Below are 22585 nucleotides of genomic sequence, written 5' to 3'. Positions count from 1 at the left end.
AGAAGCCGGCGCAATTCACTAGACTGCACGTCCTGCTACCTGTTGCCCGAGATAACAATCCATGTACCGTGACCGTATTCGCCTGCCTTCGTTGTTGGACAAAGTGATGAGCGCTGCCGACGCCGCCGCCATGATTGAAGACGGCATGACCGTCGGCATGAGTGGTTTTACTCGCGCTGGCGAAGCCAAGGCCGTTCCCCAGGCGCTGGCCGAACGCGCCAAGGTCACGCCGCTGAAGATCAGCCTGATGACTGGCGCAAGCCTGGGCAACGACCTCGACAAGCAGCTGACCGAAGCTGGCGTGCTGTCGCGACGCATGCCGTTTCAGGTCGACAGCACCCTGCGCAAGGCGATCAACGCCGGTGAAGTCATGTTCATCGACCAGCACTTGTCGGAAACCGTGGAGCAATTGCGCAACCAGCAATTGAAACTGCCGGACATTGCCGTGATTGAAGCCGTCGCGATCACCGAGCAAGGGCATATCGTGCCAACCACCTCGGTAGGCAACTCGGCCAGCTTCGCGATTTTCGCCAAGCACGTGATCGTCGAGATCAACATGGCGCACAACCCGAACCTCGAAGGTTTGCACGACATCTACATTCCGACCTATCGTCCAACCCGAACCCCGATTCCATTGGTCAAGGTGGATGACCGCATCGGCAGCACCGCCATCCCGATTCCAGCGGAAAAAATCGTCGCCATCGTGGTCACCAACCAGGCTGACTCCCCCTCCACGGTGCTGGCACCGGACGCCGAGACCCAGGCCATTGCCGACCACCTGATCGACTTCTTCAAGCAGGAAGTGGCAGCCGGGCGCATGACCAACAAGCTCGGCCCGCTGCAAGCCGGTATCGGTACCATCGCCAACTCGGTGATGTGTGGCCTGATCGACTCGCCGTTCGAAGACCTGACGATGTATTCCGAGGTGCTGCAAGACTCGACCTTCGACCTGATCGACGCTGGCAAGCTGAGCTTTGCTTCCGGCAGCTCGATCACCCTGTCGAGCCGGCGTAATGCCGATGTGTTCGGCAATCTGGAGCGCTACAAGGACAAGCTGGTTCTGCGCCCGCAGGAGATTTCCAACCACCCTGAAGTCGTGCGTCGCCTGGGCATCATCGGCATCAACACCGCCCTGGAGTTCGACATCTATGGCAACGTCAACTCCACTCACGTCTGCGGCACGCGGATGATGAACGGCATCGGTGGCTCGGGCGACTTCGCGCGCAACGCGCACCTGTCCGTGTTCGTGACCAAGTCGATCGCCAAGGGCGGTGCGATCTCCAGCGTGGTGCCGATGGTCAGCCATGTTGACCACACCGAACATGACGTCGACATCCTCGTGACCGAAGTGGGCCTGGCAGACTTGCGAGGCCTGGCGCCGCGGGAGCGCGCCCGGATCATCATCGACAAGTGCGTGCACCCGGATTACCGCCAGGCGCTGAATGATTACTTCACTGCCGCATGCGCCATCGGCGGACACACCCCACACATCCTGCGTGACGCCCTCAGCTGGCACATAAACCTGGAAGAAACCGGGCAAATGCTGAAGAAGTAATTGGTACAGAAAGCAGCTGGCGCAAACACAGTTTCGTCAGCTTGCTCTTGCCCTTCTCGCGATATGAAAAAAACTGTACTGCTGTACTGGTCATTTCCTACGGGAAACTCCCACCAAATCGAGCCAAAACTGCATTTTTGCACTTAAATAGTGCAGACAAGTACAGTTGCCTCAATTTCGACCAGTACACCCCCTATAAACAGTTAACTGAGCTCTCACAATACAGATGAACTGTATCTACAGAGGCTAGGCAAACAAGAGGATCATGGGCACCAGTTAAACCACTACCTAATCCCGCCACAAGCGGAAGGATGACCACCATGGAACGTACACTCAGTTCCGATCTGTTCTTCGAAGACACTGCTGCAAAAACCCAGGCTTCCCTGCCTCTGCGCGTTATCGCCAACCTGATGCTGTGGCAGCGCCGCATCACCAGCCGCCATCAATTGGCTCGCTTGGATTCGCGTCTGCTGGCTGACGCCGGGATTAGCGAAGCACAACGCTACGAAGAGCTGAGCAAGCCGTTCTGGCGCTAAGTTAGCGTCGCTGGCTCTGACCTTAAGGTCCACCGCCAGCAACCCGAATTGAAAAAACAAAACCCGTCGTGGGAAACCACGACGGGTTTTGTCGTTTTGGCCTGTCGATTCTGCACTTACAGTAGGGGAATCTCGATACCAGTACAGTTTGCACAATATGCAAACTGGATGAGTACAATATCACTGCAGTGTGTCTGTAACAGATATTCGGCGGGTGTCAGCATGGAGCTCTTCACTTATCGGACAGGGACCGTGCCATGAAAAACCTACAGGATTGTTCCATTCCTTCAGCTCAAGCGAGACCTTGCCTGCGCTGGCTTCGAGGGCTGCCGAAGGGACTCTTCGCTGGCCTGGAAAGGGCGAGAACGCGACGCTTGCTGGCTCAACTCGATGATCGTCAGCTAGCGGATCTGGGTATCAGCCACGCCGACCGTAGCAATGAATTGGACAAACCGTTCTGGCGCTGACTTCCTGCTTGCAGGGTCGGGACTGTTCGAACTGACACATACAGGCCTAATATCACTCCAGAACGTGGCGAACGCCGAGTGCCTGGCGTCTGACTTTGCAGACACTGCGCCATATTTCAATTGGTCTACCCAAAGGAGTTACCCCATGTCCCGACTTCGCCTGCTTAGCGCTGCGGCCCTGTTTGCCGTGGCTGCCAGTGCCCAAGCCACCAGCTTCATCGTGACCACGGATGCGGTTGTCAACGCGCTCAAAGCCACGTCTGATGCGACCACCAACATCGTCTCGTCGTCGTTCAAGGATGACAAGATCGTCCTCGCCGCCCGTGACGACGCCGCCAGCTTCGTCGCTACCGAAGGCTCCATCCGCGGTGTGAAGCTGGAAAGCGCCCTCGACCACATTCGCCACAAGGCGCCGCAACTGAGTGCAACAGACGCACAGCTGGCCCAGGCGATCCTGACGATCTAATCGGCTATACAGACATGGGGCACGCCAGGCGTGTCCCAATGTTTCAGCGCTGGCTCTAGACCGGCCCTTGCGCTAGCCTTGGGACTCATTTTCAACTGTCGAGTCTCATGCGTTTTCCTTCCAGCCTCTTGATCACTCCAGTCTTTCTCGCCCTTGGTTACTGCGGATCGGCCCACGCTTTTGACGCCTTCAACCTGTCCACCCAAGGCACCGTTGCCAGTGGTTACGCCACAAGCCTCGTGACCTCCGCCCCCTTCGACCATAAACTACTGCTCGCCGCCCATGATGACGCCGCGGCATTCATTGCCAGTGACGGCCAGTTGCGAGGCGCACGGCTGGAGTCGGCCCTGCGGTATCTGCGCCGAACCCACGCAAAACTTCATGCCAGCGACCTTGAACTGGCACAAGCAATTCTCGTCCAATAGTTATCCCTGTTTCTCTGGAGTCGTTCCATGCGTAATCCGCTGATTGCCGCCACCTTAGGCCTGCTGCTGTTGGCTGATGTGACCCAGGCACATACTCTGGTTGCCACCAGTAACATTCTGATCCGTGCTACCCAGCGCACCCTCGATTTCACGTCCGACACCACCACGTCCATCCGCGACTCGAAAATCGTGCGCGAAGCTCAGGACGACGCCGCCAGTTTCGTTGCCAGCAATGGCGACATTCGTGGCGCTCACCTGGAATCCGCTTTCGACTTGCTGCGCACCCGCGTGCCGGAAGCCCGCGACGCCAGTGATCAGGATCTCGCCGAAGCCATCCTCGCACTGTGAGGCGTCCAGGCGCCTGGCTGCTGGCCGGAGCCCTGTTGCTGCTTGGCAACACGGCCCACGCAGGCCTTCAATTACAGCTCAAGACCGAAGGTCTGACTCCCGCGCAACAGCAAGCCAGCCAGGCCCTGCTCGATGAAGCCATGCAGGCGCTGCCGCCACGCTTCATCGAGCAGTTGGACCGACGTATCGTCGTCGGCTGGACCGATGACATGCCGCGCAATGCCTACGGCCAGGCATCATTGGTGTCCGAGCTCGATCTGAACCGCAACCTGCTCGCCGGACTCACCGATGGCAGCGCCGCGAGCAAAAAAACCCATCGCCCCCATGGCACCGTTCGCCGGGAAATGCTGGCCACTGTGTTGCACGAACTGACTCACATCTACGACCGCTCGCGCCTGTGGCAGGATGCCGAGCGCAAGCTGATTCAGAGCTGCACCCGGCGCAGCAACAGCTCGGGGCTGGTGGGCATTCCCGATCAATGTCGGGGCCAGTCCGATCGGCGGTTTACCCTCAGTGACGATCCGCGCCTGCTCGACCTCGCCGGCTGGCAACAATACGTAGGCCGTCGCGGTGAACGCGAACAGCACAATCGCCAGATTGCCCGTAGTCCGGATATCTACGAGACCAGCAGCCCAAAGGAATTCGTCGCGGTCAACATGGAGTACTTCCTCCTCGACCCGAGCTACGCTTGCCGTCGCCCTGCGCTGTACCGCTACTACAAGGAACATTTCGGCTGGGCGCCCGCCGCCAAGGACTCCTGCAGCAAGACCTTCGCTTTCCTGAATGCCGGCAACGACTTCGCCAAGACACCTTTGGCCCAGATCGATCCGGAACGGGTCTATGCTGTCGACTACCTGCTCGCCGAGGCCAACCAGAACCTGTTCAGCCGCTGGGGCCACAGCATGTTGCGCCTGGTGATCTGCGCACCGGGCCGTCCCCGTGGCCCGGATTGTCGTCTGGACCTGGACCAGCACCTGGTGCTGTCGTACCGCGCCTTCGTCGGCGACGTACAACTGTCGAGCTGGGATGGTCTGGTCGGCAAGTACCCGTCGCGGCTGTTTATCCTGCCGCTGTCCCAGGTCATCGACGAATACACCAAGACCGAGCTGCGCAGCCTCGCCTCCGTACCGCTGAACCTCTCGCGCACAGAGATCGAGGAGATGGTGGGACGTGCCGCCGAGATGCACTGGAGTTACGACGGCAACTACTTCTTCCTGTCCAACAACTGCGCGGTGGAAGAACTGAAACTGCTGCGCGGCGGGACCAACAACCCGCAATTGGTTGGACTCGACAACATCATGCCCAACGGTTTGCTGGAAGTGCTCAAGGGCCGAGGCCTGGCGGATACCAGCGTGCTGGATGATCCCAAGGAAGCGCTGCGACTGGGCTACCGCTTCGACTCCTTCCGCGATCGCTATCAGGCCATGTTTGAAGTGCTGAAAAAGCACTTGCCGGTCAAACAGGAAAACGTTGAAGACTGGCTCGACTTGAAAGCCGCGGAGCGTCGGCAATGGTTCGACCAGGCCGATTTGCGCACCAGTGCGGCATTGCTTCTGCTGGAACAAGCGAGCTTCCGTCGGCAGTTGCTGCTGGCTCAGGATGAAGTCAAACAGCGTTACCTGGGCGCCCGAGAGCTGAAGAATGGCGGCATGGACAAGGCCAACGAGACGCTCAAGGACATTCTCGCCAACAGTGGCTTCCTCAGCCGTCCGGCGGAACTGCTGGGCACCAACGGTTATGGCTTGCCGCAGGCGAGCGAGTGGAAGCATCTGGAAGCGGAAAGCAGCCAGCGCCAGCAACAGCTCCTGGCGCTGTCCGGGGATCTGGACAAGGAAGTGAGGGCGTTGCTCGATCCGAGCCGTGCCGCCGAAATGGCCGCCAACGAGGCCAACATGAAACAGATTGGTGAGCACCTGCGCAAACTGCACAAGGCCGCCGGCGGGTTAGAGCTGCCCTGATCTATAACCCGTGGGCTTGCTCGCGAAAGCGGTGTATCAGTCAACATCGATGTTGAAGCTGATGGCCTATTCGCGAGCAAGCCCGCTCCCACAGGGATTCAGTGTTCAGCCCACTGACTGGCCCGTCAGTACAGAACCCCCTGCAGGACCTCATAGACAATCCCGGTTCCCGCCGCGATCAGCACAACGTCCGCGCCCGCACGGCGCCATTCGTAGCCCGGGTAATACGGCAACCGGCTCAACGCACGGTTATCCAGCCGTTCGCCGTAATAGCCACGAGGCAACGGCCTGCCACGCACCACGATGACACCCGGTGGTGGCGGTGCGCCGCGGACGAAATAACCGTGATTGTCGTGGATCGTCTGGCGAACAGGAGCGAAGTCCCGTGGTGGAGGCCCGCCACGATGGTTGTCCTGTGGCCCCCGGTGATCATCGCCGTGATAGTCACCATGGTTATCGTAATGGCCGTGATCGTCGTGTTGATCGGCATTGGCATGCAGGGTCGCGCCGAGCAGCAGCACACCGACGCTGGCAATCAGGCGTTTCGACATTTTCATCTGGTCTTTCCTCACAACACACACAGCAAAAAGGGCTTCAGAACGTAGTCCTGAAGCCCTCGGTCTTGCTGTTTAGTCTGTGCCGCGAGGCTCTAATTCCTCTGTATCAGGAACTTTACCTTCAGCTGACGCGGGCTTTACGCACGCCATCGGCCAACGCCGAGCACAGGCTCAGCACGCCATCCACGGCTTGTTCCGGGGAGGTCGCATTGGCGATGTGATCGATCAACGCCGAGCCCACCACAACACCATCGGCCAGACGCGCGATGGACGCCGCCTGTTCCGGAGTGCGGATACCAAAACCGATGCTGATCGGCAGGTCGGTATGGCGACGCAGACGGGCGACTGCTTCCTCGACGTGTTCCAGCGTGGCGGCGCCGGCGCCGGTCACACCGGCCACCGAGACGTAGTAGACGAAGCCGGAGCTGCCGTTGAGGACGGTTGGCAGGCGCACGTCGTCGGTGGTTGGCGTGGTCAGGCGAATGAAGTCCAGGCCCGCTGCCTGCGCCGGATCGCACAGCTCGCCGTTATGTTCAGGCGGCAGGTCGACCACGATCAGGCCATCAACACCGGCCTCCTTGGCTTCGGCGATGAAGCGCGGCACACCGTACATGTGGATCGGGTTGAAGTACCCCATCAGCACCAGCGGCGTTTCGTTGTTGTCCTGGCGGAACTCGCGAACCATTTGCAGGGTTTTCGCCAGGTTCTGCTTGGCACCCAGCGCACGGATGTTGGCGAGCTGGATGGCCGGGCCGTCAGCCATCGGGTCGGTGAAGGGCATGCCCAGTTCGATCACGTCGGCACCAGCCGCCGGCAAGCCCTTGAGGATTGCCAGGGACGTGTCGTAGCCAGGGTCACCGGCGGTCACGAAGGTCACCAGGGCGGCGCGGTTCTGTTCCTTGAGTTCGGCAAAACGCGTTTGCAGGCGGCTCATCAGTGTTTCTCCTGCTTTGCTGGCTCTTGTAGAGAGTTTTCCATGTGGTGCATCACGGTCTGCATGTCTTTGTCGCCACGGCCGGACAGGTTGACCACCATCAGGTGATCTTTTGGCAGGCTCGGTGCGCGCTTGAACACCTCAGCCAGGGCATGGGCGCTTTCCAGGGCAGGGATGATCCCTTCCAGGCGGCAGCACTGGTGGAACGCGGCGAGGGCTTCGTCGTCGGTCACCGAGGTGTACTGAACACGGCCGATGTCATGCAACCAGGCGTGTTCCGGGCCGATGCCCGGGTAGTCCAGGCCAGCGGAGATCGAGTGGGCGTCGATGATCTGGCCATCGTCGTCCTGCAGCAGGAAGGTGCGGTTGCCGTGCAGCACGCCTGGAACGCCGCCATTCAGGCTGGCCGCATGCTTGCCGGTCTCGATGCCGTAGCCGGCGGCTTCAACGCCGATGATCTCGACACTCTTGTCGTCGAGGAACGGGTGGAACAGGCCCATGGCGTTGGAACCACCGCCAATGCACGCCACCAGGCTGTCTGGCAGACGACCTTCCTGGGCTTGCAGCTGTTCACGGGTTTCCTTGCCGATCACGGCCTGGAAGTCGCGGACCATCGCCGGGTAAGGGTGCGGACCGGCCACGGTGCCGATCAGGTAGAAGGTGCTGTCGACGTTGGTTACCCAGTCACGCAGGGCTTCGTTCATCGCGTCTTTCAGCGTGCCGGTGCCGGCTACCACCGGGATTACCTCGGCGCCCAGCAACTTCATGCGGAACACGTTGGCCTGCTGACGTTCGATGTCAGTGGTGCCCATGTAGATCACGCAATCCAGACCGAAACGCGCAGCGACGGTGGCCGTGGCCACACCGTGCATGCCGGCGCCAGTCTCGGCGATGATGCGTTTCTTGCCCATGCGCCGCGCCAGCAGGATCTGGCCGATGCAGTTGTTGATCTTGTGCGCGCCGGTGTGGTTCAGCTCTTCGCGCTTGAGGTAGATCTTCGCGCCGCCACAGAACTCGGTCAGACGCTCGGCGAAGTACAGCGGGCTTGGACGTCCGACGTAGTCGCGCTGGAAGTAGGCCAGTTCTTCCTTGAATGCAGGATCTTCCTTGGCCAGTTCATATTCGCGGGCCAGGTCGAGGATCAACGGCATCAGGGTTTCGGCAACGTAGCGGCCACCGAACGCGCCAAACAGGCCGTTGGCGTCAGGGCCGTTGCGCAGATTAGTCTGGGTCATGGGGCGCTCCAGTTGAATGCATGAAGTAGTGCGTAAAGAGAGAGTGGGGTTCACTCTACCCCTGACGCCCCGAGCTGAAAACCGATAAGATCGCCACAACCTGTCAGGAAAACTCACAGATCAAATGAGCCATGACCTTCCTCCGCTGAACGCGCTTCGCGCCTTCGAAGCCACTGCCCGCTTGAACAGCGTCAGTCAGGCCGCCGAGCAGCTCCACGTCACCCATGGCGCGGTCAGCCGGCAATTGAAAGTGCTGGAGGAGCACCTGGGGGTTAGCCTGTTCATCAAGGACGGGCGCGGCCTGAAACTCACAGATGCCGGGTTGCGGCTGCGTGACGCCAGCAGCGAGGCCTTCGAGCGCCTGCGCAACGTTTGCGCCGAACTCACACAAAGCACGGCCGATGCACCATTCGTGCTCGGTTGTTCGGGAAGCCTGCTGGCGCGATGGTTTATCCCGCGACTGGGGAGGCTCAACGCTGACCTGCCGGACTTGCGCCTGCACCTGTCAGCCGGAGAAGGTGACCTCGATCCAAGAAGGCCGGGGCTGGATGCCTTGCTGGTTTTCGCCGAACCACCCTGGCCCGCGGACATGCAGGTTTTTGAGCTGGCCAGCGAGCGCATCGGTCCGGTCCTGAGCCCGCGGTTCGCCGGCTATGAACGGCTCAAGGACGCACCGGACGCTGCACTGCTGAGCGAACCCTTGCTGCACACCACCTCGCGCCCGCAAGCCTGGCCAAGCTGGGCGCAACCTCGCGGCCTCGACGCCAGGGCGTTGAAGTACGGCCAGGGGTTCGAACATTTGTATTATTTGCTCGAAGCCGCCGTCGCGGGCCTGGGTGTGGCGATTGCGCCCGAACCCCTGGTGACGGAAGACTTGAAGGCTGGCCGCCTGGTTGCACCCTGGGGCTTCAGTGAAACCCCGGCACAACTGGCGTTGTGGCTACCCAAGCGCGCCGCGGACGGGCGCGCCCGGCAACTGGCGCAGTGGCTCAAGAACGAGCTGCGGCGAGCGGATTAATCACGCTTGCACAACAGATAAGCGGCCAGCAGGCCCAATGCGCCCACGGCGACACCGGCTGTTGTCCAGGGGTGTTCCTGGGCGTAGTCCCGGGTGGCAATCCCGGTTTCGCGGGTTTTGACCTTGACCTCTTCATAGGCATCGGCAAGCAGATGGCGCGAGTGCTTCAAGGCATTCTCGGCGTTGCTTTTCAGGGTCTTGAGGGTTTTACGCGACTCGTCCGAAGCGTCGTCCTTCAGGTTTTCCAAAGACTTGAGCAGACTCTCGATCTCCGCTTCCATGCTTTGCAATGAGGCTTTGCGTAACGAAGTGTTGGCCATGGTGGCTCTCCTGCATAAGTGATGAGTGGCGTGTGATGGTTGGGACTTCGTGGGTTCGAGAAAGTGCAGAAAATCTGAACTTCGCACTGAGGACGGCCAACAGAAGAAATCGGAAAAATCACTGCTAGGCTGTAATTCATACGCCAAGGAGAACGCCATGTCTGACCATCACACCTACAAGAAAGTCGAGCTGATCGGCTCGTCCACCAGCAGTATCGAAGATGCGATCAACAACGCGCTGGCCGAAGCCAGCAAAAGCATCAAGCACATGGAATGGTTTGAAGTGACCGAGACCCGCGGGCACATCAGGGACGGCAAGGCTGCGCACTTTCAAGTTACCTTGAAAGTAGGATTCCGGATTGCCAGCAGCTGACTTTGCGCTAGTCTTCTGAACTTGCACGCCGGCCAAATGCCATAGGGAATGGCAAAACGCTGCATGAGTGCGTCCGGCTGATGGCTGGTTACCCCTATGATCCGACCAGGGAATGCAACCGATGAAGAAGTTTATGTTGGCGGTAGGTTTGTTGAGCATTGCGGGGAGCGCATTGGCGGGTGGCAAGCCATGCGAAGAGTTGAAAGCCGAAATCGCAGCGAAACTTGATGCGAAGGGCGTTTCCGGTTATTCGCTGGAGATTGTCAATAAAGGTGCCGCTGCCGGCGGGAAAGTCGTTGGTAAATGCGAAGCGGGCGCCAAAGTGATCGTCTATAAAAAATAGGCTGATTCTCGCCTGAATGAAAAAGCCGACGCTCTGGCGCCGGCTTTTTCATGCCTTTCACTGGTTTGGAGGCCCCCTCATCGTCGACTCGGGCACGACCCCTGGTAGGAGCTGGCTTGCCAGCGATGGTCGTTAACGATAACGCGTATGATCTGGATAAACGCGGCGCACTTGAGCCCATCGCCGGCAAGCCGGCTCCTACAGTTTCCCGTGAAGTATCAGCCTCGCATGACCTGCGCCAGCAGCTCGTAGGAATGCACGCGATCCGAATGTTCGTACAGGTCACAGGTGAAAATCAGCTCGTCTGCCTGGGTCTGTTCGATCAGGACCTCGAGCTTGGCGCGGATTTTCTGCGGGCTGCCGATCATGGCCAGGCCAAGAAAATCATGCACGGCCTCTTTCTCATGGGGCAGCCACAGGCCGTCCATGGTCTTCACTGGCGGACGCTGTACCAGGCTTTGGCCACGCATCAGGGCGAGAATCCGCTGGAATACCGAAGTTGCCAGGTAATCGGCCTGCTCATCGGTATCGGCTGCCACCAATGGCACACCGAGCATCACGTAGGGTTTGTCCAAAACGGCTGACGGCTTGAAGTGATTGCGGTAGACCCGAATCGCTTCATGCATGAAGCGCGGCGCGAAATGCGAAGCGAAGGCGTAGGGCAAACCGCGTTCGCCCGCCAGCTGTGCGCTGAACAGGCTCGACCCCAACAACCAGACCGGCACATTGGTCCCGGTTCCCGGCATGGCGATGATGCGTTGATCCGGGGTCCGTGGCCCGAGGTAGCGCACCAGTTCCGCCACATCTTCCGGGAAGTCGTCGGCGCTGCCGGAGCGTTCACGGCGCAACGCACGTGCGGTCATTTGATCGGAACCGGGCGCGCGCCCCAGGCCCAGGTCGATCCGGCCCGGATAGAGGCTTTCCAGGGTGCCGAACTGTTCGGCGATCACCAGCGGTGCGTGGTTGGGCAACATCACCCCGCCCGAACCGACTCGAATGGTCGACGTACCACCGGCCAGGTAACCGAGCAGCACAGAAGTCGCGGAGCTGGCGATGCCGTCCATGTTGTGGTGTTCAGCCACCCAGAAGCGGTTGTAACCGAACTTCTCGACGTGCTGCGCCAGGTCCAGCGAGTTGCGCAGCGACAGGGCCGCGCTGCCGTTCTCGCGCACAGGCACCAGATCGAGGGTCGAGAACTTGATATCGGACAGTCGTTTCATAAACCTGCTTCTCCAATTGAGGGCGCAGGTTTGTTCTTGCGAACGCAAACCTGCCAAATCCAAAAGCCTGTTCATGCAATGTGGGCATATACCCGAGATTCAATAGCCAGGTAAAAAATCCCGCGAAAAAAGCAGATTGATCGGACGAGGTGAACTTTGCCCCGCCGTCTATCCTCACAACCCTGACAATCAAAAACCACGAAGGCGCGACGATTCGCGTCGCTCTTGAGGAGACAGGCATGGCTATCGTGAAGAAAGCATCGGCCCATTGGGAAGGTGATCTGAAAACGGGTATCGGCTCGATTTCCACAGAAACCGGCGTACTCCGGGAAGCGCCCTACGGTTTCAAGGCACGCTTCGAAGGCGGCCGGGGCACCAACCCCGAAGAGTTGATCGGCGCGGCCCACGCCGGCTGTTTCTCAATGGCGTTTTCGATGATTCTCGGTGATGCCGGCCTGAAGGCCGATAGCATCGATACCCAGGCAGAAGTCACTCTGGATCAAGTGGACGGCGGCTTTGCGATCACCGCAGTGAAATTGATCCTGAAAGCGAAAATCCCCGGGGCAACCCAGGCGAAGTTCGAAGAACTCAGCAACAAGGCCAAAGAGGGTTGTCCGGTATCCAAGGTGCTGAATGCGAAGATCAGCCTGGAGGCAACATTGGTCAGCTAGATTTTCGTTGAAAACAAAAGATCGCAGCCCTGCGCAACCTGCCGGATCACTCGGTAAAGGTTTCTCAAGACTGCGATCTTTTTTGCGTCGCGACAGACTTGCCCGCTAAAACTGTGGTCGAATAAATGACAGCAGCGAAAACCCATGACTGTATGTGCTGCTTCAAAGGAGCTTCAACCATGAAACGTTTTGCCCTGGCGGTTATCTGTTGCGCACTGGCCACTTCGGCCCTCGCGGCACCAAAACCCTGCGAAGAACTCAAGGCCGAGATCGAAGCCAAGATCCAGGCCCGTGGCGTCAGCGCCTACACACTTGAAATCGTCAGCAATGACGAAGTGCATGACCAGAACATGGTCGTTGGCTCGTGCGAAAACGGCACCAAGAAGATCATCTACCAGAAGAACGATCGCTGATACCTCACATCAGGCAGTAGGATTCCCGATCTTCCGCGAGGATCTCGCGCTTGGCGTTGTACAGCCGGGCACCGGGGACCATTGCAATGGAACGGCCTTCGAGCACATATCGCTGGCCGGCTTCGAAATGATCGTAATTGATGGTCAGGTAGCACAGCCGTTCAGAGGGGCCGCTCATCATGCCCAATCCGCCACCGGGTACTTCAAAGTCGAAACGGACGATCAGCTCGTGGCTACCGGGCGTGACTTCGAAAAAACGCCCGTCACGCAGGCGTTGTTTATCCAGTCGTTCGGCCATCAACAATTTGTCGTTAGGGAAGGGCGTAGAGAATTCGACCCAGGCCATTTGTGGATTAGGTGTCGGCATCGGGCTCTGGCAGCCCGCGACAACACCGGCGGCGAGTAACAGCATCAACCTGCGCATGATGGATGTCCCAAGGGATGTGCATCCAGCATAACGCCGATCAGGTGTGTTGACAGCCCGCGGGCGTGCCTTGGCCAATCACTTTGCGCTGTTGATCGTAGAGTTTCGCCCAAGGCCGAAAACCGATGTTCCCCGCCTGAAGCTCATAACGCTCGCCCGCGTTGAAGTCGTTGAATTTCACGTTCAACTGGCAATCGCGCCACAACGGCTCGGCGTCAGGGCCGATGTTGGTGGGCTGGACCGAGAACTGGTAACGGACCGTCAACTCATGGCCTCCGGGTTGGACCTGGAAATAGCGTTTATCGTCGATGGCCTTGTCATCGACCTCCAGTGCCTGCAACGCGGTATCTTCTTGCTTCGAGTCCAGGTCGATCCAGGCTTGCGCAGGATCATGGCGGGGTAATCCGAAACCGGCACAGCCGGTCAGCAACAGCAGGCTTGCTGTCAGTATCATCGTGCGCATAGCGGAGCTCCAGTCTGGCGGGATAGTCTTGTGGAAAGACTCTCCAAGGAAGAATTATTGTGATCAGGCCGCTTCCTAGCCTTGGGTTACTTGATCGCGTTTTTCGCGTTTTGTTTCCGGGTGTGTTGTTTTTGTTGCTCAACGGTTGCGCCAGCGTCAGCTACTACAACCAACTGGCCAGTGGCCAACTGCAGTTGCTGCGGGCGAGGGAGCCGGTTTCCAGCGTGGTTGCCGACCCGACGCGCGACCAAAACCTGCGCACACACCTTGAGCAATCGCAAAAGGCCCGAGCGTTCGCCAGCCAGCAATTGCGCCTGCCGGATAACCAGAGTTACCGCTTGTACGCGGACATTGGCCGCCCCTTCGTGGTCTGGAATGTTTTCGTCACGCCAGAGTTTTCCCTCAAGCCCGTAAACCACTGCTTCCCCATTGCCGGTTGCGTGGCCTACCGCGGTTACTACAGCCAGAGCGCAGCCCGCGGCGAAGCGGCATTGCAACGCTTGCAGGGGATGGACGTGTCGATTGGCGGAGTCGAGGCCTATTCGACACTCGGCTGGTTCAACGACCCGATCATCAGTTCGATGATGGGCTGGGGGGATGAGCGACTGGCCACATTGATCTTTCACGAGCTGGCCCATCAGCGTTTCTATGTGAAGGACGACACGGAGTTCAACGAATCCTTCGCCACCTTCGTCGAGCAGGAAGGTACTCGCCAATGGCGCGCCTACCGCCACCTGCCACCGGATAACAATGCGCCAGCGCGCCAGCGCGACCAGTTCACCGAGCTGGTGCTGGAAACCCGTGCCCGCCTGGAAAAGCTCTACGCCTTGCCATTGCCAACCGAGCAAATGCGCCAGCGCAAAGTGGCCGAATTCGAGCGCTTGCGCAGCGACTATCGGCAGATGCGCGACCGTCAGTGGGCGGGAGACAAACGCTACGACGCCTGGATCCATGCCCCCATGAACAATGCCCGGCTATTGCCGTTTGGCTTGTACGATCAATGGGTGCCGGCATTTTCCGTGCTGTTCCAGCAGATGGATGGCAACTGGCCGCAGTTTTACGCGGCCGTGGAGAAACTTGGCGCATTACCCATGGACCAGCGCAAATCAGCACTGAAAGCGTTGGCTGATGGCGCCGATCAACCAAAGAACCAGTAGCAAACCCCGATTGCCCCCAGTACCCCGGCAAACTCCGCCAGCAATGCACAACCGACTGCATGGCGAGCGCGCTGGATGCCCACGGCACCGAAGTACACCGCCAGGACATAGAACGTCGTTTCGGTACTGCCCTGGACCGTCGCCGCCACCAGCGCCGGGAAGCTGTCCACGCCAGAGGTCTTCATGGTTTCAATCAGCATTGCCCGGGCGGCGCTACCCGAGAAAGGCTTGACCATCGCCGTCGGCAGCGCATCGACGAAGCGCGTGTCCCAACCGGCCCACGCCACCAGATGACGAATCCCGTCCAGACCGAAATCCAGCGCCCCGGAGGCTCGCAGAACGCCCACCGCGCAGAGCATCGCCACCAGATAGGGCAGCAGATTTTTGGCGACGTCGAAACCCTCTTTGGCGCCTTCGACGAAGGCCTCGTAGACCTTCACCTTGCGCAGCGCGCCGATCAGTAAAAACAGCATGATCAGGCCAAACAGCGTCAGGTTGCCGAGGATCGATGACAGCCCGGCCAGCGCGGTCGCCGAAAGGGTCGCCAGCAATGCCATGAAACCACCGAGGACGAGGGCGCCGGGGATCAGGTAGGCCAGCACCACGGGGTCCCAGATGCGCAGGCGCTGCATGAACGCCACCGACAGGAAGCCGACAATGGTCGAGCAACTGGTCGCCAGCAGGATCGGCAGGAACACCAGCGTCGGGTCCGGCGCGCCTTGCTGGGCACGATACATGAAGATCGTCACCGGCAGCAGGGTCAGCGAGGAGGCGTTGAGCACCAGGAACAGGATCTGTGCGTTGCTGGCGATGGTCGCGCTGGGATTGAGTTCCTGCAGCGCCTTCATGGCCTTGAGGCCGATCGGCGTGGCGGCGTTGTCCAGACCGAGGCCGTTGGCGGCGAAGTTCAGGGTGATCAGGCCGATGGCCGGATGACCCGCCGGGACTTCTGGCATCAGGCGCAGAAACAGTGGCCCCAGGGCCTTGGCCAACCATTCGACGATCCCGGCTTTCTCGGCAATGCGCAGAAAACCCAGCCAGAGGGTGAGGGTGCCGAACAGCAGCACCATGACTTCGACCGACAGCTTGGCCATGGCGAAAATGCTCTCCACCATCGCCGCGAATATCCCGGCGTTACCACCGATCAGCCACTGCGCCAGCGCCGAAACGGCAGCCACGATGAAAAAGCCAAGCCACAGGCCATTGAGCATCAGTCAAATCCCCCAAAAGATCCGCGAATGATAGCGGGGTGGCCAGAAACGACAAACCCCGGATTTCTCCGGGGTTTGTTTGTTACTGCCTGCACAATTCCTATGTGGGAGCGGGCTTGCTCGCGAATGCGGTGTGTCATTCAGCATCGAACCGGCTGACATGACGCCTTCGCGAGCAAGCCCGCTCCCACAAGGGGTAATGCATCAGCTCTTGGAAACTTCACCCGCCGGCAGTTTTTCCTTGCTGCGCCAGTGCGGCAGGGAGTTCCAGTAGCGCTGGCCCTTGGCGTCGTCGTACATGCCTTCCCAACGAGCGATAACCAGGACAGCCAGGGCGTTACCGATCACATTCAGTGCGGTACGGGCCATGTCCATGACGCGGTCGACACCGGCGATGAACGCCAGGCCTTCCAGTGGAATACCGACGCTGCCGAGGGTGGCCAGCAGTACCACGAAGGAGACGCCCGGTACGCCGGCGATGCCTTTGGAGGTGACCATCAGGGTCAGCACCAGCAGCAGTTGCTGGCTGATCGACAGGTCGATGCCATACAGCTGGGCAATAAAGATTGCCGCGATGCTTTGATACAGGGTCGAACCGTCGAGGTTGAACGAGTAACCGGTTGGCACCACAAAGCTGCAAATAGCTTTCGGCGCACCGTAGGCTTCCATTTTCTCGATCACGCGCGGCAGCACGGTTTCGGAACTGGCGGTGGAGTAGGCCAGTACCAGCTCATCCTTGAAGATGCGCATCAGCTTGATCACCGAGAAGCCGAACAGGCGAGCGATCAGGCCCAGGACCACGAAAGCGAAGAAGGCGATGGCGACGTAAACCAGGATCACCAGTTTGGCCAACGGTATCAGCGACGCGAAGCCGAAGTTGGCCACGGTCACCGCGATCAGTGCGAACACGCCGATCGGGGCGTAGTTCATGATCATGTGAGTGACCTTGAACATGCTTTCCGATACGCCCTGGAACATCTTCACCAGCGGCTCGCGCAGGTCCGCCTGCAGGCTCGACAAACCGAGACCGAACAGTACAGAGAAGAAGATGATCGGCAGCATTTCGCCGCGAACCATGGCCGCGAAGATGTTCGACGGGATCAGGTTGAGGATGGTTTCGATGAACGCGTGTTCATGCTGAACCTCGGCCGCCGTGGCCTGGTACTTGGAAATGTCCACAGTACCCAGGGTGCTCATGTCGATGCCGGCACCCGGATGGAACAGGTTGGCCAGCAGCAGACCGACCACGATAGCGATGGTGGTGACGATCTCGAAGTAAATGATGGTCTTGAGGCCGATGCGCCCAAGCTTCTTGGCGTCACCGACGCCTGCAATGCCGACGATCAGGGAGGAGATGACGATCGGGATCACGATCATCTTGATCAGACGGATAAAGATATCGCCTGCCGGTTGCAGGACGTTGCTGATCCACCAGGCTTTTTCGGCACTGAAATGGTTGAGCAGCGCACCGATTGCAATCCCCAATACCAGACCGATGAGGATCTGCCAGGCGAGGCTAAGCTTTGCCTTCTTCATATCTTTACCCTTACTTGCGTTTGACTCAGGGAGATGCGCGAACTGGAACGCTTATGGCGAAAAAGTCTAGTGCATCTGCCCCCGTATAAGGTGCCCCGGAGCGCTTGGTTATGGCTCTCTGGCAGGCGAAAAAAGGCGCAACTATTCCGATGCAAGGAAGCGCCGTCTAATGCCGTAAACGCCTACCCTATGCCGAATCGGCATGAGGTTTTTTTAGCGAAACGCGCGTCCCAACCGGTTCGAATACGACATTTCGGCAGGCATAAGTGCCGTGAACCGGCCATCACAGAGCAGATTGAATGTTTTTTGAGCAGTGGCCGAGCGTTGATTTTTCAGCAAAATCGCGCAGGACGAAGCGAAAAATAGCGGCCAAAGAAAGGTGATTTTTCTCGATATACGGTCACTGGTGAAACACCAGGAAAAGCATTTTTCGGCATAACAAGGGTAAGGAAGCGAGAACACTGATGAAACCGAGGCGAGTGCTCTATTTCAATGTGTTGCGTAATCAAGCCCTTCGCAAGCCCGTCGAGCCATGGCGGTCCGGCGAACTTGCGCAGCGGCTTTTCCTGACCCGGCCCTCACGCAGGTACTCCCTGTACCCGTAGGTCACTCCGCCCCTGAATCAGGCAGAACGTCCCGACCCCTTGGTCATGCGCCAGCCCTCCTCAGGTGACGCAGGTGGAAAGAGGCGGTGTGGCCTCCTTCATGTACAAATTCAAATGTTCTATCAACAAGTCCTGCATACAGTGATCAGGCTTGTCGGGGAAACGCTGTCCGGCATGCCTGGCACTACCGCCCAACAGCAGGGCGGCTGCCAGTGTCTTGAAAACCCTCTCCTGTCAGCCTCGACCGCGACGGCCGAAGAAGAAGGAGGCAATGAACATCACCAGGAACACGACAAACAGAATCTTGGCGATACCCGTGGCGGTGCCCGCGATACCACCGAAGCCCAGAACAGCGGCGATGATGGCGATAATCAGGAATGTGATTGCCCAGCTCAACATGGTGATTCTCCTTACGCTTCTGTTTAGAGGTGCTGCGTTTCCCGGCGCATCGGCTGCGGCGGAATTTTTGCCTAGAACACCCAACGCTCTTGATGACGTGTCTCACCCACAGGCCCGGCCTGGTCGACATCCAACATGCGCATTGGGGTGCTATCGGCCTGACCGCTGCTGACAGCGCTGAAATGGGTTTGGGTTGGATGCAAAATCAACGGGCCTGACGCTTCTGGCTGCTGACTCTGCTCCCAGCGCAGAAACTGTTGGCCGCCGATCAGAGTGATCAATAGCGCCAGCACAGCAAACAGTCCTTGCTGGATATGTACAGGCGAGAGGTGCAGGTGGGCGGCACGTTGACGGTTCATCCTGGAGCTCCTACCACTCGGGTCGGTATTCGATAGCGGGCGTTTGTTTTTGAATGCCCTGGTCAACTAGACAATTGCAGCCTGCATGCCAGCTTTTATTCGAATTAATAACCTTGAATATCAATGACTTATGATCATCAAAAGAATCACTTCGCACGCATCCTGCACGATGCCTCTTGTGCGATCGTGCGTATTGCACGATTGATTTGAAGGAAGACGTAAATTTTTTGAATTGAGAGGAGGGCGCGGATGTCAGAAATACACGCTAGCCGCTGTCGGAAACCGGCCATCTATTAAAAGGCCGGCTAAATCAGGTGGCTAACCGATACATAGGATGAAAGCTACCCTGCCATGACAGGAATGGCTCAGAATCAATCATGCAACTTGCCCGATTTCTCCGGGACTAAATAAAGATTATTCATTAAGGAGCGTAGGAAAATGGAATCAGCCACTGAGCATCAAGGCCGCATTCTGCTGGTGGACGATGAGTCAGCCATCCTGCGTACTTTCCGATACTGCCTTGAAGACGAAGGCTACAGCGTGGCCACCGCCACCAGTGCCGCGCAGGCAGAAGCCCTATTGCAGCGGCAGGTCTTCGACCTGTGCTTCCTCGATTTGCGCCTGGGCGAAGACAACGGCCTCGATGTGCTGGCCCAGATGCGCATCCAGGCACCCTGGATGCGGGTGGTGATCGTCACGGCGCATTCTGCTGTCGACACGGCGGTTGATGCGATTCAGGCCGGTGCCGCCGACTATCTGGTCAAACCGTGCAGCCCCGATCAATTGCGCCTGGCAACCGCCAAGCAACTGGAAGTGCGACAACTGTCGGCGCGACTGGAAGCCCTGGAAGGTGAAGTGCGCAAGCCCAAGGATGGCCTGGACTCCCACAGCCCGGCCATGAAAGTGGTACTCGAAACCGCCCGCCAGGTTGCCACGACTGATGCCAACATCCTGATTCTTGGTGAGTCCGGTACCGGCAAGGGCGAGCTGTCCCAGGCCATCCACGGCTGGAGCAAGCGCGCCAAAAAATCCTGCGTCACAATCAACTGCCCGTCGCTGACCGCCGAACTCATGGAAAGCGAGCTTTTCGGCCACAGCCGCGGCGCCTTCACCGGTGCCAGCGAAAGTACCCTGGGGCGGGTCAACCAGGCTGATGGCGGCACGCTATTTCTCGACGAGATCGGCGACTTTCCCCTGACTTTGCAGCCGAAGTTGCTGCGTTTCATTCAGGACAAGGAATATGAGCGCGTCGGTGATGCGGTGACCCGCCGCGCCGATGTGCGCATCCTCGCGGCCACCAACCTCAACCTTGAGGACATGGTCCGCGACGGTCGTTTCCGTGAAGACCTGCTCTATCGCCTGAACGTCATTACCTTGCACCTGCCACCGCTACGCGAACGCCGCGAAGATATTCTCAACCTCGCCGATCGCTTCCTGGCGCGCTTCGTCAAGGAATACGCCCGTCCGGCACGCGCTTTCAGTGACGAAGCCCGGGAAGCGCTGCTGTGCTATCGCTGGCCAGGCAACATCCGCGAGCTGCGCAACGTGATCGAGCGCGCGAGCATCATCTGTCCGCAGGAGCGGGTCGAGATCAGTCATCTGGGCATGGCCGAAACCCCGGTCAACAATGCACCGCGCATCGGCGCGGCATTGAGCCTGGATGAACTTGAAAAAGCCCATATCGGCGCGGTCCTCGCCACTGCCGACACGCTGGACCAAGCGGCCAAAACCCTGGGTATCGACGCCTCGACGCTGTACCGCAAGCGCAAGCAGTACAACTTGTGAGCAATGGCCGATGAAACTGGCGATGAATTTGCGGACCCGGCTTTTCCTGAGCATCTCCGCACTGATCACCGTCGCATTGCTCGGGCTCTTGCTCGGGCTGGTCAGCGTGATGCAGATGGCCGGCAGCCAGGAAATACTCATCCGCAGCAACTTCGTCACTCTGGACCTTGGTCTCAAGCTGCGTCAGACCCTGGGTGATCAACTGATCATCATGCTCAGTGACAAGCCTGACTCCGCCGCTTTTGCTGCCTCCAAGCAGCATTACTTCGAATTGCTCGAACAAGGCATTGCCCAGGAACCGGCGGAAACGGGTAGCGAATACGGTTTCAGAAAAGCCAAGGCCGACTACGAGCGCTTTATCCAGGCTTATGAAACGTCCCCGGACCCGTCGAAGGTACTCAGCAGCAACGACAACCTGACGGAAAAATTCAATTCGCTGCGCAATGGCCTGATTGCCGAGCACAAACGAGCACTGGACAACATCAACGATACCGAGCGCCAAGCCCGGGAGCGCGCCCTGTTGATTGCCGGGTTACTTGGCCTGGTTGGGCTGGCGGTGCTGATCATCGGCTTCGTGACCGCACAGGCCATTGCCCGGCGGTTCGGCGAGCCCATCGAGGCCTTGGCCAAGGCGGCGGACAACATTGGCCAAGGCAACTTCGATGTCACCCTGCCGATCTCTTCGGCGGTGGAGCTGAACCAGCTGACCCGGCGTTTCGGCATCATGGCCCAGGCGCTGCGTGAACATCAGGCCACCAACGTCGATGAGTTGCTGGCCGGCCAGCAACGATTGCAGGCCGTGCTCGACAGCATCGACGACGGACTGCTGATGATCGACCGCCAGGGCCAACTGGAACACCTTAACCCGGTAGCCCAGCGTCAGTTGGGCTGGGAGTCCGATCGGCTGGGCCAAGGCCTGGGCACGGCACTGGAGCGCCCCGAACTCGATGAGCAACTGCAACTGGTGCTGCGCGGCGGCACGCTGGAGCGGGCGCCGGAAGACTTGAGCATCGAAATCGACGGCGAATCGCGACTGCTGACCTATAGCCTGACCCCGGTCAGCCATACCCAGGGCCATATCCTCGGTGCCGTGATGGTGCTGCATGACGTCACGGAACAGCGTGCCTTCGAACGGGTACGCAGTGAGTTTGTATTACGCGCCTCCCATGAATTGCGCACGCCAGTCACCGGCATGCACATGGCCTTCGGATTGTTCCGCGAGCGCGCGCACTTCGCCCCGGACTCCCGGGAAGCCGACCTGCTCGATACCGTGAATGAAGAGATGCAGCGACTGATGCAGTTGATCAACGACCTGCTGAACTTCTCCCGATACCAGAACGGTTTGCAGAAACTCACCCTGGCGCCGTGTTCCATCGAGGCATTGCTGGAACAGGCTCGGTCACGCTTTGCCACATCGGCCGAAGAGAAGGAAATCAGTCTGCTGGTGGAAGTGCAGGGGCCTTTGCCGCGATTGCAGGCCGACCAGCCACAACTGGACCGGGTACTCGATAACTTGCTCGACAACGCCTTGCGTCACACCGGTTCCGGCGGGCGGATACGCCTGCACGCCCGGCGCCACGGCGACCGGGTCATCATCAGTGTCGAGGACAACGGCGAGGGCATTGCCTACGGTCAGCAGGGGCGGATCTTCGAGCCGTTCGTCCAGGTCGGACGCAAGAAGGGCGGAGCCGGACTCGGTCTGGCCTTGTGCAAGGAAATCGTGCAATTGCATGGCGGGCGGATGGGCGTCTATTCACGGCCGGGGCAGGGTACTCAGTTCTACATGGCGCTGACCGTTTAGCTCGCG

Annotated in this window: 26 protein-coding genes; 15 read left to right on the top strand and 11 right to left on the bottom strand. The window is 59.2% G+C overall.

What is annotated here, in order from left to right; all coding sequences use genetic code 11:
* The first annotated feature begins 61 nt into the window (after positions 1-61).
* The 7 genes from QMK54_RS00535 to QMK54_RS00505 all read left to right on the top strand — a co-directional run bounded on the left by QMK54_RS00535 (position 62) and on the right by QMK54_RS00505 (position 5755).
* Positions 62-1555, top strand: a complete 1494-nt coding sequence (locus tag QMK54_RS00535; RefSeq protein ID WP_110659813.1) for an acetyl-CoA hydrolase/transferase family protein — start codon at positions 62-64, stop codon at positions 1553-1555.
* Between the two features lie 320 nt (positions 1556-1875).
* On the top strand, positions 1876-2091 hold the full coding sequence (locus QMK54_RS00530) for a DUF1127 domain-containing protein (RefSeq protein WP_007969750.1): 216 nt from the start codon (positions 1876-1878) through the stop codon (positions 2089-2091).
* Positions 2092-2348: 257 nt separating this feature from the next.
* The gene (locus tag QMK54_RS00525) at positions 2349-2558 is read left to right on the top strand and encodes a DUF1127 domain-containing protein (protein WP_110659812.1); all 210 of its coding nucleotides are present in this window, start codon (positions 2349-2351) and stop codon (positions 2556-2558) included.
* Positions 2559-2703: 145 nt separating this feature from the next.
* Positions 2704-3024 carry a DUF2388 domain-containing protein gene (locus tag QMK54_RS00520; RefSeq protein ID WP_103397967.1) on the top strand — a complete coding sequence of 107 codons (321 nt, stop codon included), beginning with the start codon at positions 2704-2706 and terminating at the stop codon, positions 3022-3024.
* Between the two features lie 107 nt (positions 3025-3131).
* The gene (locus QMK54_RS00515) at positions 3132-3449 is read left to right on the top strand and encodes a DUF2388 domain-containing protein (RefSeq protein WP_223594107.1); all 318 of its coding nucleotides are present in this window, start codon (positions 3132-3134) and stop codon (positions 3447-3449) included.
* A gap of 27 nt (positions 3450-3476) precedes the next feature.
* Positions 3477-3797 (top strand): DUF2388 domain-containing protein, encoded by a 321-nt coding sequence (locus QMK54_RS00510; protein WP_103397965.1) that lies wholly within the window; start codon positions 3477-3479, stop codon positions 3795-3797.
* Positions 3794-5755: a DUF4105 domain-containing protein gene (locus tag QMK54_RS00505; RefSeq protein WP_110659809.1), complete on the top strand. Its 1962-nt coding sequence runs from the start codon at positions 3794-3796 to the stop codon at positions 5753-5755. The genes QMK54_RS00510 and QMK54_RS00505 overlap by 4 nt, the downstream gene beginning before the upstream one ends.
* Positions 5756-5880: 125 nt before the next feature.
* On the opposite strand, the gene QMK54_RS00500 is transcribed toward QMK54_RS00505, so the two are convergent.
* The 3 genes from QMK54_RS00500 to trpB all read right to left on the bottom strand — a co-directional run bounded on the left by QMK54_RS00500 (position 5881) and on the right by trpB (position 8481).
* A complete protein-coding gene (locus QMK54_RS00500) occupies positions 5881-6312 on the bottom strand; it encodes an anti-virulence regulator CigR family protein (RefSeq protein WP_110660976.1) in 432 nt (143 codons plus the stop codon).
* 121 nt (positions 6313-6433) lie between these two features.
* Positions 6434-7246 carry a tryptophan synthase subunit alpha gene (gene trpA / locus QMK54_RS00495; RefSeq protein ID WP_090452353.1) on the bottom strand — a complete coding sequence of 271 codons (813 nt, stop codon included), beginning with the start codon at positions 7244-7246 and terminating at the stop codon, positions 6434-6436.
* Positions 7246-8481 (bottom strand): tryptophan synthase subunit beta, encoded by a 1236-nt coding sequence (trpB, locus tag QMK54_RS00490; protein ID WP_110660975.1) that lies wholly within the window; start codon positions 8479-8481, stop codon positions 7246-7248. The genes trpA and trpB overlap by 1 nt, the downstream gene beginning before the upstream one ends.
* A 124-nt stretch (positions 8482-8605) precedes the next feature.
* Here trpB and QMK54_RS00485 point away from each other — a divergent pair, with 124 nt between their 5' ends.
* Positions 8606-9499 (top strand): LysR family transcriptional regulator, encoded by an 894-nt coding sequence (locus QMK54_RS00485; RefSeq protein WP_110660974.1) that lies wholly within the window; start codon positions 8606-8608, stop codon positions 9497-9499.
* On the opposite strand, the gene QMK54_RS00480 is transcribed toward QMK54_RS00485, so the two are convergent.
* Entirely contained in the window at positions 9496-9819 is a 324-nt protein-coding gene (locus QMK54_RS00480) for a DUF883 family protein (RefSeq protein ID WP_104450433.1), read from the bottom strand. The two genes, QMK54_RS00485 and QMK54_RS00480, sit on opposite strands and share 4 nt — an antisense overlap.
* A 157-nt stretch (positions 9820-9976) precedes the next feature.
* Between QMK54_RS00480 and QMK54_RS00475 the strand changes: the two genes are divergently transcribed.
* A complete protein-coding gene (locus tag QMK54_RS00475) occupies positions 9977-10192 on the top strand; it encodes a dodecin (protein ID WP_110660973.1) in 216 nt (71 codons plus the stop codon).
* Positions 10193-10313: 121 nt separating this feature from the next.
* Positions 10314-10535 carry a DUF1161 domain-containing protein gene (locus QMK54_RS00470; protein ID WP_110660972.1) on the top strand — a complete coding sequence of 74 codons (222 nt, stop codon included), beginning with the start codon at positions 10314-10316 and terminating at the stop codon, positions 10533-10535.
* A gap of 218 nt (positions 10536-10753) precedes the next feature.
* Here QMK54_RS00470 and QMK54_RS00465 read toward each other — a convergent pair whose 3' ends face one another.
* A complete protein-coding gene (locus tag QMK54_RS00465; protein ID WP_320401849.1) occupies positions 10754-11755 on the bottom strand; it encodes an LLM class flavin-dependent oxidoreductase in 1002 nt (333 codons plus the stop codon).
* Between the two features lie 239 nt (positions 11756-11994).
* On the opposite strand from QMK54_RS00465, the gene QMK54_RS00460 reads away from it, so the two are divergent.
* Both QMK54_RS00460 and QMK54_RS00455 read left to right on the top strand, forming a co-directional pair.
* Positions 11995-12426: an OsmC family protein gene (locus QMK54_RS00460; RefSeq protein ID WP_223594101.1), complete on the top strand. Its 432-nt coding sequence runs from the start codon at positions 11995-11997 to the stop codon at positions 12424-12426.
* Between the two features lie 179 nt (positions 12427-12605).
* Positions 12606-12839: a DUF1161 domain-containing protein gene (locus tag QMK54_RS00455; protein ID WP_110660969.1), complete on the top strand. Its 234-nt coding sequence runs from the start codon at positions 12606-12608 to the stop codon at positions 12837-12839.
* Between the two features lie 4 nt (positions 12840-12843).
* Here QMK54_RS00455 and QMK54_RS00450 read toward each other — a convergent pair whose 3' ends face one another.
* A complete protein-coding gene (locus QMK54_RS00450; RefSeq protein ID WP_110660968.1) occupies positions 12844-13263 on the bottom strand; it encodes a hypothetical protein in 420 nt (139 codons plus the stop codon).
* Between the two features lie 40 nt (positions 13264-13303).
* Positions 13304-13726 (bottom strand): hypothetical protein, encoded by a 423-nt coding sequence (locus QMK54_RS00445; RefSeq protein ID WP_320401848.1) that lies wholly within the window; start codon positions 13724-13726, stop codon positions 13304-13306.
* 59 nt (positions 13727-13785) lie between these two features.
* Between QMK54_RS00445 and QMK54_RS00440 the strand changes: the two genes are divergently transcribed.
* On the top strand, positions 13786-14883 hold the full coding sequence (locus QMK54_RS00440; protein WP_223594097.1) for an aminopeptidase: 1098 nt from the start codon (positions 13786-13788) through the stop codon (positions 14881-14883).
* Here the strand turns inward: QMK54_RS00440 and QMK54_RS00435 are convergent.
* The 4 genes from QMK54_RS00435 to QMK54_RS00420 all read right to left on the bottom strand — a co-directional run bounded on the left by QMK54_RS00435 (position 14865) and on the right by QMK54_RS00420 (position 18993).
* Positions 14865-16094 carry a nucleoside recognition domain-containing protein gene (locus QMK54_RS00435; protein WP_223594096.1) on the bottom strand — a complete coding sequence of 410 codons (1230 nt, stop codon included), beginning with the start codon at positions 16092-16094 and terminating at the stop codon, positions 14865-14867. The genes QMK54_RS00440 and QMK54_RS00435 overlap by 19 nt on opposite strands.
* A 204-nt stretch (positions 16095-16298) precedes the next feature.
* On the bottom strand, positions 16299-17630 hold the full coding sequence (gene gltP, locus QMK54_RS00430; protein ID WP_110662245.1) for a glutamate/aspartate:proton symporter GltP: 1332 nt from the start codon (positions 17628-17630) through the stop codon (positions 16299-16301).
* A gap of 839 nt (positions 17631-18469) precedes the next feature.
* On the bottom strand, positions 18470-18634 hold the full coding sequence (locus QMK54_RS00425) for a DUF1328 domain-containing protein (protein ID WP_003177151.1): 165 nt from the start codon (positions 18632-18634) through the stop codon (positions 18470-18472).
* Between the two features lie 71 nt (positions 18635-18705).
* Entirely contained in the window at positions 18706-18993 is a 288-nt protein-coding gene (locus QMK54_RS00420) for a hypothetical protein (RefSeq protein ID WP_110662244.1), read from the bottom strand.
* A 438-nt stretch (positions 18994-19431) separates the two neighbouring features.
* On the opposite strand from QMK54_RS00420, the gene algB reads away from it, so the two are divergent.
* The gene (gene algB, locus QMK54_RS00415; protein ID WP_223594094.1) at positions 19432-20778 is read left to right on the top strand and encodes a sigma-54-dependent response regulator transcription factor AlgB; all 1347 of its coding nucleotides are present in this window, start codon (positions 19432-19434) and stop codon (positions 20776-20778) included.
* 10 nt (positions 20779-20788) lie between these two features.
* Positions 20789-22579: a KinB sensor domain-containing domain gene (locus tag QMK54_RS00410; protein WP_320401847.1), complete on the top strand. Its 1791-nt coding sequence runs from the start codon at positions 20789-20791 to the stop codon at positions 22577-22579.
* The last annotated feature ends 6 nt before the right edge of the window (positions 22580-22585 follow it).

It is taken from the genome of Pseudomonas sp. P5_109 (assembly GCF_034009455.1).
Classification (GTDB): Bacteria; Pseudomonadota; Gammaproteobacteria; order Pseudomonadales; family Pseudomonadaceae; genus Aquipseudomonas.
This window is presented reverse-complemented; position numbering and strand designations above follow the sequence as displayed.

Bases quoted from the DNA above. Each gene is read 5' to 3' on its own strand.
- QMK54_RS00535 (WP_110659813.1), top strand. From the start codon at position 62: ATGTACCGTGACCGTATTCGCCTGCCTTCGTTGTTGGACAAAGTGATG.
- QMK54_RS00530 (WP_007969750.1), top strand. From the start codon at position 1,876: ATGGAACGTACACTCAGTTCCGATCTGTTCTTCGAAGACACTGCTGCA.
- QMK54_RS00525 (WP_110659812.1), top strand. From the start codon at position 2,349: ATGAAAAACCTACAGGATTGTTCCATTCCTTCAGCTCAAGCGAGACCT.
- QMK54_RS00520 (WP_103397967.1), top strand. From the start codon at position 2,704: ATGTCCCGACTTCGCCTGCTTAGCGCTGCGGCCCTGTTTGCCGTGGCT.
- QMK54_RS00515 (WP_223594107.1), top strand. From the start codon at position 3,132: ATGCGTTTTCCTTCCAGCCTCTTGATCACTCCAGTCTTTCTCGCCCTT.
- QMK54_RS00510 (WP_103397965.1), top strand. From the start codon at position 3,477: ATGCGTAATCCGCTGATTGCCGCCACCTTAGGCCTGCTGCTGTTGGCT.
- QMK54_RS00500 (WP_110660976.1), bottom strand. From the start codon at position 6,312: ATGAAAATGTCGAAACGCCTGATTGCCAGCGTCGGTGTGCTGCTGCTC.
- trpA (WP_090452353.1), bottom strand. From the start codon at position 7,246: ATGAGCCGCCTGCAAACGCGTTTTGCCGAACTCAAGGAACAGAACCGC.
- trpB (WP_110660975.1), bottom strand. From the start codon at position 8,481: ATGACCCAGACTAATCTGCGCAACGGCCCTGACGCCAACGGCCTGTTT.
- QMK54_RS00485 (WP_110660974.1), top strand. From the start codon at position 8,606: ATGAGCCATGACCTTCCTCCGCTGAACGCGCTTCGCGCCTTCGAAGCC.
- QMK54_RS00480 (WP_104450433.1), bottom strand. From the start codon at position 9,819: ATGGCCAACACTTCGTTACGCAAAGCCTCATTGCAAAGCATGGAAGCG.
- QMK54_RS00475 (WP_110660973.1), top strand. From the start codon at position 9,977: ATGTCTGACCATCACACCTACAAGAAAGTCGAGCTGATCGGCTCGTCC.
- QMK54_RS00470 (WP_110660972.1), top strand. From the start codon at position 10,314: ATGAAGAAGTTTATGTTGGCGGTAGGTTTGTTGAGCATTGCGGGGAGC.
- QMK54_RS00465 (WP_320401849.1), bottom strand. From the start codon at position 11,755: ATGAAACGACTGTCCGATATCAAGTTCTCGACCCTCGATCTGGTGCCT.
- QMK54_RS00460 (WP_223594101.1), top strand. From the start codon at position 11,995: ATGGCTATCGTGAAGAAAGCATCGGCCCATTGGGAAGGTGATCTGAAA.
- QMK54_RS00455 (WP_110660969.1), top strand. From the start codon at position 12,606: ATGAAACGTTTTGCCCTGGCGGTTATCTGTTGCGCACTGGCCACTTCG.
- QMK54_RS00450 (WP_110660968.1), bottom strand. From the start codon at position 13,263: ATGCGCAGGTTGATGCTGTTACTCGCCGCCGGTGTTGTCGCGGGCTGC.
- QMK54_RS00445 (WP_320401848.1), bottom strand. From the start codon at position 13,726: ATGCGCACGATGATACTGACAGCAAGCCTGCTGTTGCTGACCGGCTGT.
- QMK54_RS00435 (WP_223594096.1), bottom strand. From the start codon at position 16,094: ATGCTCAATGGCCTGTGGCTTGGCTTTTTCATCGTGGCTGCCGTTTCG.
- gltP (WP_110662245.1), bottom strand. From the start codon at position 17,630: ATGAAGAAGGCAAAGCTTAGCCTCGCCTGGCAGATCCTCATCGGTCTG.
- QMK54_RS00425 (WP_003177151.1), bottom strand. From the start codon at position 18,634: ATGTTGAGCTGGGCAATCACATTCCTGATTATCGCCATCATCGCCGCT.
- QMK54_RS00420 (WP_110662244.1), bottom strand. From the start codon at position 18,993: ATGAACCGTCAACGTGCCGCCCACCTGCACCTCTCGCCTGTACATATC.
- algB (WP_223594094.1), top strand. From the start codon at position 19,432: ATGGAATCAGCCACTGAGCATCAAGGCCGCATTCTGCTGGTGGACGAT.
- QMK54_RS00410 (WP_320401847.1), top strand. From the start codon at position 20,789: ATGAAACTGGCGATGAATTTGCGGACCCGGCTTTTCCTGAGCATCTCC.